This is a genomic window from Microbacterium sp. UMB0228, from assembly GCF_002871415.1.
GTDB lineage: Bacteria > Actinomycetota > Actinomycetes > Actinomycetales > Microbacteriaceae > Microbacterium.
In genome coordinates this window covers 163,552-173,628 of record NZ_PNFU01000007.1, presented here as the reverse complement: position 1 = coordinate 173,628, position 10,077 = coordinate 163,552, and the positions used below count along the sequence as shown (strand labels likewise).

11 protein-coding genes are annotated in these 10,077 nt (G+C 61.2%); 6 read left to right on the top strand and 5 right to left on the bottom strand.

Annotated elements, in window-relative coordinates; genetic code table 11:
• Positions 1 to 28: 28 nt before the first annotated feature.
• Positions 29 to 367 (bottom strand): hypothetical protein, encoded by a 339-nt coding sequence (locus tag CJ226_RS17870; protein WP_146008257.1) that lies wholly within the window; start codon positions 365 to 367, stop codon positions 29 to 31.
• Between the two features lie 543 nt (positions 368 to 910).
• Here CJ226_RS17870 and CJ226_RS17865 point away from each other — a divergent pair.
• Positions 911 to 1,486 carry a hypothetical protein gene (locus CJ226_RS17865; RefSeq protein ID WP_146008256.1) on the top strand — a complete coding sequence of 192 codons (576 nt, stop codon included), beginning with the start codon at positions 911 to 913 and terminating at the stop codon, positions 1,484 to 1,486.
• 29 nt (positions 1,487 to 1,515) lie between these two features.
• Here the strand turns inward: CJ226_RS17865 and CJ226_RS15550 are convergent, their stop codons facing one another.
• Positions 1,516 to 3,066 (bottom strand): recombinase family protein, encoded by a 1,551-nt coding sequence (locus CJ226_RS15550; protein WP_102209744.1) that lies wholly within the window; start codon positions 3,064 to 3,066, stop codon positions 1,516 to 1,518.
• Positions 3,067 to 3,567: 501 nt separating this feature from the next.
• On the opposite strand from CJ226_RS15550, the gene CJ226_RS15545 reads away from it, so the two are divergent.
• Entirely contained in the window at positions 3,568 to 6,315 is a 2,748-nt protein-coding gene (locus tag CJ226_RS15545) for a TrlF family AAA-like ATPase (protein ID WP_146008255.1), read from the top strand.
• 245 nt (positions 6,316 to 6,560) lie between these two features.
• Here CJ226_RS15545 and CJ226_RS15540 read toward each other — a convergent pair whose 3' ends face one another.
• Both CJ226_RS15540 and CJ226_RS15535 read right to left on the bottom strand, forming a co-directional pair.
• Positions 6,561 to 7,256, bottom strand: a complete 696-nt coding sequence (locus tag CJ226_RS15540; RefSeq protein ID WP_146008254.1) for a zinc ribbon domain-containing protein — start codon at positions 7,254 to 7,256, stop codon at positions 6,561 to 6,563.
• Positions 7,257 to 7,295: 39 nt separating this feature from the next.
• Positions 7,296 to 7,640: a hypothetical protein gene (locus CJ226_RS15535; protein WP_146008253.1), complete on the bottom strand. Its 345-nt coding sequence runs from the start codon at positions 7,638 to 7,640 to the stop codon at positions 7,296 to 7,298.
• A 141-nt stretch (positions 7,641 to 7,781) separates the two neighbouring features.
• Here CJ226_RS15535 and CJ226_RS15530 point away from each other — a divergent pair, with 141 nt between their 5' ends.
• Positions 7,782 to 7,991 (top strand): helix-turn-helix domain-containing protein, encoded by a 210-nt coding sequence (locus CJ226_RS15530; RefSeq protein ID WP_102209755.1) that lies wholly within the window; start codon positions 7,782 to 7,784, stop codon positions 7,989 to 7,991.
• An 18-nt stretch (positions 7,992 to 8,009) separates the two neighbouring features.
• Here the strand turns inward: CJ226_RS15530 and CJ226_RS15525 are convergent, their stop codons facing one another.
• Positions 8,010 to 8,210 carry a hypothetical protein gene (locus CJ226_RS15525; RefSeq protein WP_102209740.1) on the bottom strand — a complete coding sequence of 67 codons (201 nt, stop codon included), beginning with the start codon at positions 8,208 to 8,210 and terminating at the stop codon, positions 8,010 to 8,012.
• Between the two features lie 145 nt (positions 8,211 to 8,355).
• Between CJ226_RS15525 and CJ226_RS15520 the strand changes: the two genes are divergently transcribed.
• Genes CJ226_RS15520 through CJ226_RS15510 form a run of 3 tightly spaced genes read left to right on the top strand, consistent with a single transcriptional unit; the run spans position 8,356 to position 9,993 of the window.
• Complete coding sequence (locus CJ226_RS15520) at positions 8,356 to 8,727, top strand: TIR domain-containing protein (protein WP_102209739.1); 372 nt, start codon at positions 8,356 to 8,358, stop codon at positions 8,725 to 8,727.
• A gap of 10 nt (positions 8,728 to 8,737) precedes the next feature.
• Entirely contained in the window at positions 8,738 to 9,715 is a 978-nt protein-coding gene (locus tag CJ226_RS15515) for a caspase family protein (RefSeq protein ID WP_102209738.1), read from the top strand.
• Entirely contained in the window at positions 9,715 to 9,993 is a 279-nt protein-coding gene (locus CJ226_RS15510; protein WP_102209737.1) for a hypothetical protein, read from the top strand. Before CJ226_RS15515 ends, CJ226_RS15510 begins: the two co-directional genes overlap by 1 nt.
• The last annotated feature ends 84 nt before the right edge of the window (positions 9,994 to 10,077 follow it).

The following is a 10,077-nucleotide window of genomic DNA, read 5'->3' as shown; positions in this document are numbered from 1 at the left end:
CACCGCCGCCTAAACTAACGACAGCTGATCATCGCAACGAAGCGAAAGACCACCACTCAAACGGACGCGGCCCCGCAGTACCCTTGCGAGCCATGTTCTCAAGGCCGATCTCTGCATTCGCCCGGCTGAGCACGCTGTCGCGTACTTCCTGCAGACTCACGTCTACTCGACTGCGGATCGAATCGAGATAGGCCGCGACCACTCGCTGCAGAAGGGTCTCGACAGACGCCCGAGGTCCCGGCTGTGATTGACCCATGCTCGCGCTGATCGTCTGTGCCTGATCGTCGATAGAATCGAAAGCGACGCCGCCAAGTGTCTCTTCCGCCTCAGTGTTTTCCGCGCTGGGGCGGATCTCGTTGTTGGTCACTTGCTGCGACCTCCAGAGAACAGTCCTCTAAGTCGCAGTGATTGTTGTTGCGACAATGGGGGAGCGGCTGCTGCTCGATCCCGGGCCCAAACGCGGATGCTGTCCGCGTCGTGCGTGATCCTCTCTTCTTGGATGCGCTCCATCACGCCCGCGCTCAACGTGCGCTCCGCGACGGCGTAACGAGCTTCGAGCGGTATGCCTCGAGGTCCTCTGGCAAGATTCTCCAGAGCCCGGCGAACTTGTATGCGGCGAGCTTGCCTGAGCGGATGTCCGCGCGGAGGACGAAGCCGGATCGGCCAGTGATGTCCTCCGCCTGAGCTACGGTGAAGGCGCTCAGTAGAGTTTCGTGCGTCGGTGTCGTTGAATCGGTGGATCCCACGGAACACTCCTTGTCTTTGTGTGTCCCGAAGAGGCCGCCGCGACGGGACTGAGTGTTCCGGCCACGATGGAAGTTAAGAGATGGCTCCGCCGTTTCGTTCTTCTGTTGTGTTCATTACATTAGCAACATTTGCCTAGTCCGTCCAAACACGGCAAGATTGGGTCATGCCGATCACTCCCGAAACCGACATCGCAGATCGTGGTTGGAGCGTCGAGGTCTCGGGGTCGGCACATCGAGTGCACGGAGGCGTCACGCTTCGCGAGACTATTGAGATCAGGGGTCCACTCAGCACGTTGCCTGCGGTCGAGGAGTCCGGGCTGCCTAACGTGGAGGGATACCAGCTCAGGGTCGTCGCCGCATACGACTACGGATCCATGTATTACCTCATGCGAGTATTCGAGTTGACTGCGCCCGAGCACCAGGAGGTAACCGGCGTCCACACGCGTGCGATCGGCCCTCTTCGAGTGCTTAGGTGGGCGCTGCCTCGAACCTTCGAAGTGGATGAAGGACTGCTCAGCCAACCTGTTGTCGATTTTGTTGCCCCCGAGTTGAAAGCGCACCGACTTCGTTCTCATCCCGAGTCTCGTAAGAAGATCGAACTCGCGGATGTCGGAACTGTCTGCCGTCTGGCGACCATCGTTCGGTACCCGCCGTCCAGGGCGCTGAGCGAGGTGTACGGGTTCCAACCGCGAACCTCGACCAACTGGATCCTTCGGGCTCGTACCGCGGGCCTAGCCTGACGTCGTAGGACCACTGGCGATCATCTTCGTCAGCGCCAGTCGAAGGTGACGCGCTCTGGATTCAAACCGCGCCGGCCAACAGCCTCCGCCGGTACTCGATGCACCCGAGGCACGATCAGCTCGCGGATGACGTGACGTTGACGAGCGATGTCGCCCTTGTCCGTCCACTCTGCCCACGTGTCTCGAACCTGCCGGGATCGAACGAGTTCGACGATAAGAGGGTCAGCTCCTGCAAGTGACTCAAGCCGCTTCTGGGCCGCTTCGATTTTCGGTTCGACGAGATCTCGTTGCTCGGTGAGCATACGTAGATCCCGACGGCGCTCGGCCTCCGCTGCGACCTGCTCGAGCCACTGCTCATGGCCTCGGATCTCGTCGACGATCGACTTCCGCTCGGCGTCCACTTCCTCGTCTTGTCCACCAAGGGTGGCGAGGAAGTCAGGGCGTTCGAGGCGAGCGAGGACTAGCTCGGTAACCAGCAGGTCGAGATGCTCTTCGCGCATCGAGACGTGGAATCCGGGTCGTCCCGGCGTGCCGATGCAGTTGTAGGCGTAGTAGCGAGGCCGGGGGATGACCGTGCCGTCTTCGTCGACCTTCGATGAGCCGGCATTCTGTTTTCCCGCCCGCATCCGGGCGCCGCAGATTCCGCACAGAGCGATCCCGGACAGCAGATGGGTAGCGGGCCAGTTGTTCGACTTGAATCCGCGAGATGTCATCGCGGACTGGAGGCGCTGCCAGTCGTCCGGTTCGATCAGCGCCGGCCAGATGCCGTCGTACGTCGCAGCCTCGCCCTCGCGGGGATTGTGCACTCGCTGCCCCATGTACACAGGCATAGTCAACATCTGCTTCACGGCTGGAGCGGTCCACCCCAGACACTGTCGGTGCTCCGAGCGCGCGGGACGTCGCGGCGGGATCTGACGTTCATTGAACGTCGCAGCGATGTCGTAGTACGAGCGCCCAGCAAGAACCATCGCCGCCGCTTCCTTGACGACCCACGCTTGATCCGGGTGCTCGATGATCTTGTCCAGCACCTTGGTTCCGTTGGGCGTCACGGAATAGACCCGCTGATAGCCGTAGACGTTCTTTCCGTGAGGACGACCACGCTTTGCCGCCGCGCGCATGTCGCGTCGAAGCCGCTCGCTGGTTTTGTCTGACTCGTACTCAGCGTCTGAGGCGTCCTCGCGGAGGCTGCGGCGGTCTCGCGCGTTCGCTGGGTCGTAGACGCGATTGTGGGTCAGGACCCAGATGCTCACGCCGCGTTCGCGGCACAGGTCGATGAGGTCGATCCACTCGCCGGTCCGGCGAGAACCACGGCTCGACTCCCAGATCGCCAGGAGGTCGGCGTCGAAGGTGCTGTCCTCGAGATCCGAGATCAGCTGAGCGAATCCCTCACGTTGCCGTCGCGCGTAACGGCTGGCACTTCGGTTGTCATCGCGGTAAGGGGAGGGGTGGACGTGCCATCCGCGTCTCTCCGCCTCGGCGACGATTTCATCGTGCTGCTGATCAGGACTCTTCCCGGCGCCTGAACGATCGAGCGAGACGCGAAGATACTCACGCACACGTTTGGCTGAGTCGAGAGGCATCGCGTCGAGCTTACCGCTGGGCGCTCGCACGACATGCGCTCGCAGCTCACGGTCGGCGATCAGATCGATCGAGTTCTCCGGCGCTGATCGGCTTCGTTTGTCGTCGCTACGTTTGCATCATGATTCACCGTCCCTCTCCACTGGTCGTGGGTCGCGAACACCCCGCCGGGAAGAGCGGGGCGATCTTGCGGACGTGCCCCGTTACGAAGGTGTTCTCGTCGCCGTTAGCTGCCCGGATATCGAGCAATAGTTCGCGACCGTAGATTTGTTGGGCCAGGCGGGGGAGAGCGAGGTCTGAGCTTCTCCATCAAACCGGGCGTGCATGCCAGAGTCCTCGGTTGACTCGTGCCCTCGTGAAGAGCCGACCTTTGTCCAATCCATGTCCATGCGGTCTGACCCGGTTGTAGCGCGAGCGCCGCACGCTCGAACTGGTTTTGTGCATCATCGTCCACTCGTGCCCGTCGGGCGGTTCCGGGGCCGATCCTCATGCCACGATGAAGCATGGAAAACTCAGAGGGTGAACCCCCCGCATATCTTGAGGGCGCAGCGCCTCAAACAGGCTATGTTGGCGCGAGATGGTGGAGTTTGGATATCCATGCTCACTCGCCGGCATCGTTCGATTACGGTGGGTTGGAGGGCGAGACAACGACCAATCCGCGGCCTTCGTTTGAGACTTGGGTCCGTGCATACATCGATGCTGGCGTCGACGGGATCGTAGTAACTGACCACAACTCGCATGAAGGGATTGACGCGGCGCGAGCCGCGCTCAGAAAACTCCAGGACGCAGATCCCGGTTTGCCGCCACTTGTGATTTTTCCAGGAGTCGAGCTGACTCTCGCTGGAGGGTTTCATGCGCTTGCCGTGTTCGAGCACACGTGTGATGCCTCCATCGTCATCCGGGTGCTCGCGCGGTGCAAGTTCGACGGAACGCCAGGACGAAGCGATGATGTCGCCGACATGACTGTGAACGCGGCCGCTGAAGTGGTTCGCGACTTGGGCGGCATGCTAATCCCGGCCCACATCGACCAGCGCGCTGGCGTCCTCGATATGGATCCCCGCGAACTAGAGACTCTTGCCGCCAGCGGTCATGTCATCGCGGCTGAAGTTGCTGATGACGGCAAGGTGGGCGAGGCAAGCAAACGTGGGTGGGTGCCTCTTCTCGGGTCCGACGCGCATCACCTAACCACGGATGGTGCTCCGGATCCGGCCGCAGCAAAAGCGCCGGGGACTCACCTGACGATGGTTAAAGCTGAGACACTCACTATGGAGGGCCTTCGATTGGCGCTGGCCGAGCCGTCAGAGTCGATCCGTCGTTTTCGACGAGGTGACCACGACCTGAATGATGTGAAGCACGACCATATCAAAGCGATCATGGTGAGGCACAGGGGCGAGCATCGTGAGTTTACGTTCGGCCCATGGATGAACTGCCTGATCGGCGGTCGTGGCGTCGGGAAGTCAACGCTCGTTGAGCTCCTTCGCCTGGCGCATGGTCGGGTAGAAGAGCTGCCAGCCAATCTCGCGGCTGATCTGGCTCGATTTGCGCCAACGACAGATGCGAGCGAGCGATGGTGGAATGACGAGACTGAGATTGAGGTGATCTACGCACGAGGCGGACAGCTGCTGAGGATCAGGTGGGAGGGTGCTTCACCTTCACATTCAAGCCTCGCGCTTTGGGATGGTTCGGCGTGGGAGCAGCAATCGGGACGAGTAGTCGATCGTGCGCCTGTGCGAGTCTTCAGCCAGAAACAGATCTATGAAATGGCGACCAAGCCGCAAAGCTTCCTCCAGCTTGTCGACGACATGCCGGAGATTCAAAAAGCCGAGTGGGAGGAGCAATATGAGGAACTCCGGCTCAGGTTCAAGACCGAGCGGAACAAGCTCCGACAGCTCCTTGCAGAGTCGGAGAAGGCTGACCGCCTGAAAGGACAGCTCCAAGAGGTGCAAGCGCGACTACGCCACCTCGAAGATCTTCGTGCTAGCCCCGAGTACGCGACGCTGTCTCAGCTCGAGACGAAGACGCGGACTGTCGACTCGGCGGACTTGATGAGCAGTGAGATCGAAGCGATCATCGCTCAGCAGGCCGCCTCGCTTCGCACCCTGCCCATGGACGCCGATGAAAGCACCGAGTATCTGGACTACGTGGCTTCTTACGAGAGCGCGGCCATACTCCTCGATCAAGCCGCGGCAGTTGTCCGCTCCGCTCGTCAGGCTTGGATAGCTACAGGCACAGCGAAGTACTGGACCGAAGAGGCTGCGCGGCTGGGTGCGTGGATGAACGAACAGGGTGGTGTATCCGCTGCGTCCGCCGATCAGACCAGTCACGACCGAAAACTTGAAGCAGAGCTGACGGCCGAACTCAAACAGCTTGAGAACGCGGAGGCTAGGCGCAGCGCGCAAGAAGGGGTGATAGACGAGGTAATGCGGAGTATCCGTGCGAAGCGGGCTGAGCTTTTCACCCGCAGGCGGGACTATACGAAGAGTCTCAACGCTACGCAGGGAACTCGCACGAAGCTGGAGGTCTTCGAACAGGGAAGCGTTGCAGGCCTCGGTGATGAGTTGCGCACGTTGTTGCGGACACCTGATTCGTTCGAAGGAGCGTTCGCTCAGGATGGGATCCCGTTGTTAGTGAGCGATAAGGTGCCGCAAGACTCGCGATTCCCGCAGGACGTTTCGGGCTTCAAGGGCAAGTTGATTCAGCTCGTTGAGGCCGGCATTGAATCGGAGATTGCCAGCGCAGTGAGGATCGATGGTCGGTTTTACTCCAGGCTAGCTACTTCTGACAGCTTCGATCTGGTCACCGACATCATGCTTTGGTTCCCCGACGACCTCATTCGTGTGATGTACCAGGCGAACGGGCAGGCAGACTTCGTGGCCGTCGATCGAGGATCGCCTGGTCAAAAAACTGCAGCCCTTCTGGCTGTGATCCTTCAGATGGGGGACGAGCCCCTCTTGCTCGACCAGCCTGAGGACGACCTTGAGAACAAGCTGATCAGGTACCTCGCTGTGGAAACCCTCAAGAAGATCAAACAGAACCGGCAACTGATCGTGTCCACACATAACGCTAATGTGGTTGTGACCTCCGGAGCCGAGAACATCCTGGTGCTCGAACACGACGCGGCGTTGCCCGTTATCGAAGCTTCTGGAACATTGCAGCACCCCGACGTCAAGGACAGCGTTCGCGAGATCCTCGAAGGCGGAGAGGACGCAATCCGCACGCGCTTCATGCGATTGGTCGGCGTGCCTAGCTAGGTAGCTGATAGCGCTGCTCCTGTGTCGCCCATCATCCTTGGGCGGCACAGGGGTAGCGTCATTCGGTTAGCTACCCACCTCTTTGACAAACTGTATCCGGCAAAAACCTATGGGTCTCGCAAGTCAAGAAGCTCAAACGCTCGCGCACATCATTTGTCCCGATCAAAGGACATTTGCAACCCACCTTGAAACCCTAGACCTGACCCACCTGGTTAATCCCCGTCGAACGGCCTCGAGACCAACGTTCAACCGCGGGGTGGGTGCGTCTCTCCGTGCCAGACGAGGTCGACCCGGCGGTCGTTGCGCCCGTGCTGGCCGCGCTCTGCGAGATCCACCGGGTTCACGCGGGGGACCAGAAGCGCTTGCACGACATGTCGTTGCTCCGCGAGCGTCATGTCTCGCCATCGCAGCCGAACAGAGTCGCCGGCCAGCAACTCGCGTACTACTGCGTCTTCGGCGGCAAGCGCATCGAGTCTGTCTTGGGCCTTCTGGATCTTCGGGTTGACCAGTCGCTGCTGTGCGACGTACTCCTCGAGAACGCCTCGCCGCCTAGCTTCCTTCCGCACGGCGGTCAGCCACACGCGGTGGCTCTTGATCTCAAGCCGCAGTGCTTGTTGTTCACGGCCGTCCACGTCGTCACGGAGTGCCTTGGGGACAACGAAGCCAGTGGAGGTGACCCGAGCGAGGACTGCGTCCCGGACCAGAGCGTCAAGGTGGCTCTGCCGCACAGAGACATGGAAGCCGCTTCTCCCGGGAACACCGCCGCACTCGTACACCCGGTACCGGAGAGGCTTGGCGGTGCTGCCGGCGGCAGGGGATACCCCGTTCTGAGAGCCGATCCGCAAGGGGGCGTCGCAGACGCCGCAGGTCGCGATGCCGCTCAGCAGATAGCGTGCCGGGCGACCGCGTCGCCTCGGGATCGTTGTTGCGTCCGCCACCATGCTCAACAGTCTCCCGCATGGTCTGAGTCGCCCGTCCCGTCAAGTTGTCGATGAGCCGCGAGCGCTCCGGTTGTCCGTACTGTCCCGCGAGGCGGCCCACTCCTTCTCGCTGAGCCATCTCGATCGTCGCTCGACGAACGCGGCGTGAAGCACGTAGGTCTGGAAGTCCGTAAGTGGGGGAGCGTCGGCGACCTGCGAAGCGATCCAGTTCACGAGTCCTGCTGTGCCCGCATCGTGGTCATCGCTCTCGTCTGGTTCTGGATACCGCTCGGCAGCCTCGACCAACGCGCGCCGGACTGCGTCGGGAATGCTGATGCCGTCCGCTATCAGCACGTTCAGCGCCGCTCGGCTCACACGATCGAGCTGCACTCGGAGCTCGGTCAACGCGGGCTCCTCGCGGTGCGGCTCGCAAGCCCTAGGGGCAGACATCTCTGGCGACCTCCCGCCGTATCGACCGGAGAGACGAAGCATACCGGAAGCCATAAGTACCTGGAAGTGATGGCTACCTACCGGAACGCTTGAATGGTGGCTGAATCACTCAAAGCGGCACTGGGAGCTCGCGTACGCGACCTTCGCCGTTCTCGAGGGCTCACACAGGAACGACTCGCTGAACAGCTCGGCGTCACGCCACGCTATCTGGCAGGAATCGAACGCGGCGAACGGAACCTGACCCTCGACTCCGTCGATGCCCTTGCCGCTCAGCTCGAGGTCGACGCTGCGTCGCTGATTGCCTGATCGGCGTGCAGCGCCTGCTCAGCGCAGGTCGCTGAACGGATCCACCATGCTCTGCGCGCCGTGCTCCGGGCAGACGAACGCGACCCGCACACCGAAGCCTTCGACGACGTTCGGCTCCGGCTCGCAGTCACCACCGCAGACGGAGCACGTCCGGTACTCATCGTCGCGAGGAAGGCTGATCCTCAGTCCGTCCGGCCCCTCGATGTGCTCCGCGTCCATTTGTTCGAGCCTAGGGTGCGACGCTGTGCCGTGGGGTGTCGCGCGTCGACCATGAGGCAATGTCCCAGGCCCCGGCTATCCTGATGCCGAGTTTCGCGGTGGCCACACTAGGTGGTCACGACTCACTGGGTCAGAGGAGATCGAGATGGCTGAGAAGAAGACTGTGTTCGTTGCGTTCGCCATTGAGGACGAGCGTCAGCGCGACTTCCTGAAGGGGCAGACTCTGAGCCCCCGCGCCCCGTACGAGTTCATCGACATGTCGGTGAAGGAGGCATATGAGTCCGACTGGAAGAACAAGGTGCGTACTCGTATCCGTCGTTCGCACGGCGTCATCGTCCTGGTAAGCAAGAACTCGCTGACGTCCACGGGACAGAAGTGGGAGATCCAGTGTGCGCAAGAGGAGGGCAAGCCGCTGCTCGGGATCTGGGCATACAGCACCGACCGCACGGCGTTGAGCGGAGTCAGGACTGTCGCGTGGAGCGATGCCAACATCGTCTCCTTCATCGACTCGCTCTGAGCGCGTACCCATGCGCAAGGCTTTGATCGTCGGGATCGACTATTACGACCAGATCAACCCGCTATACGGTGCAGTGAGCGACGCTTACGCCGTCAACGCTGTATTGGAGCGGCATGCTGACAACCGAGTCAACTTCGCTCAGCCAAATCTGATGATCGCGTCCGATGCGGGCTCTGCAATTTCGAAGAGCACCCTTCGCCGCGCAGTGAAGGAGCTTTTCGAGGACAAGGCCGAGATCGCACTCTTCTATTTCGCAGGGCACGGCGCGCTCGACAGCGTCGGTGGGTATCTGTGCACCAGCGACTACGGAGACGACGGGGATGGTCTTGCCTTGTCAGAGGTGCTTGTCATGGCTAACGATTCTCCAGCCACAAACAAGGTCATCATCCTCGACAGCTGTCACAGCGGTTTTGCCGGAGGTATGACCACGAGTTCGCTGGCTGAGCTCAAAGAGGGCATCACCATCCTGACGGCCTCGACGATCAATCAGTACGCATCAGAGTCCAACGGGTCGGGCCTTTTCACTACCCTCCTGGTGGACGCGCTGAATGGGGCTGCCACAAACCTGGTGGGAGATGTGACGCCGGGAAGCGTTTACGCGCACATTGACCAGTCCCTGGGCTCGTGGGCACAGCGGCCAGTATTCAAGACCAACGTCAGGAACTTCGTCTCACTCAGAAAAGCTGCTGCACCGATTGAGCTAAGTCAGCTTCAGAAGCTCACCCACCTCTTTCAGGACCAGACGACCATCCTGCAGCTTAATCCGTCATACGAGCCAGAACGATCGGGCCATGAGCCGAAGGGCACGCCGCTGCCAGATCCTGCGCTCAACGCGGACTTCGCCGTCTTGCAGGCCATGGAGAGCGTGAATTTGGTCCGCCCTGTGGGTGCGCCGCACATGTGGCATGCGGCCATGCAATCGGAGGCCTGCGAGCTCACGGCGTTGGGTCAGCACTACTGGCGTCTCGTGAACGAGGGGCTCCTCTGATGCCATCATCGGATCGGATTCGCGAAACCCTGTCGAGCGCCGAAGCCGTCGACCGCCTCGCCGCTTTGGAGCATGAGCGTTGGGCGCACTGGCAGCGCTATGTCCACGATCAGTGCGAACGGCGAGCAGATGGTTCACTCGTAATCCCGGCTGAGCTCGCGGAGCGCTGGGAGTCTCAGATAGCGACGCCCTACGCCGAGCTGTCGCCCGAGGAACGAGCCAGTGACCGGGAGCAGGTGCACAAGTACTTGCCGACCGTCATCGACATCCTCTCTTGACGCGTCTGCCCAACAGGGGTTCCAGCCTGTCATCGCCGGGCTCCTTCTTCGTGAGTTGAACGAGAGCACCCGCGGACTTCACCC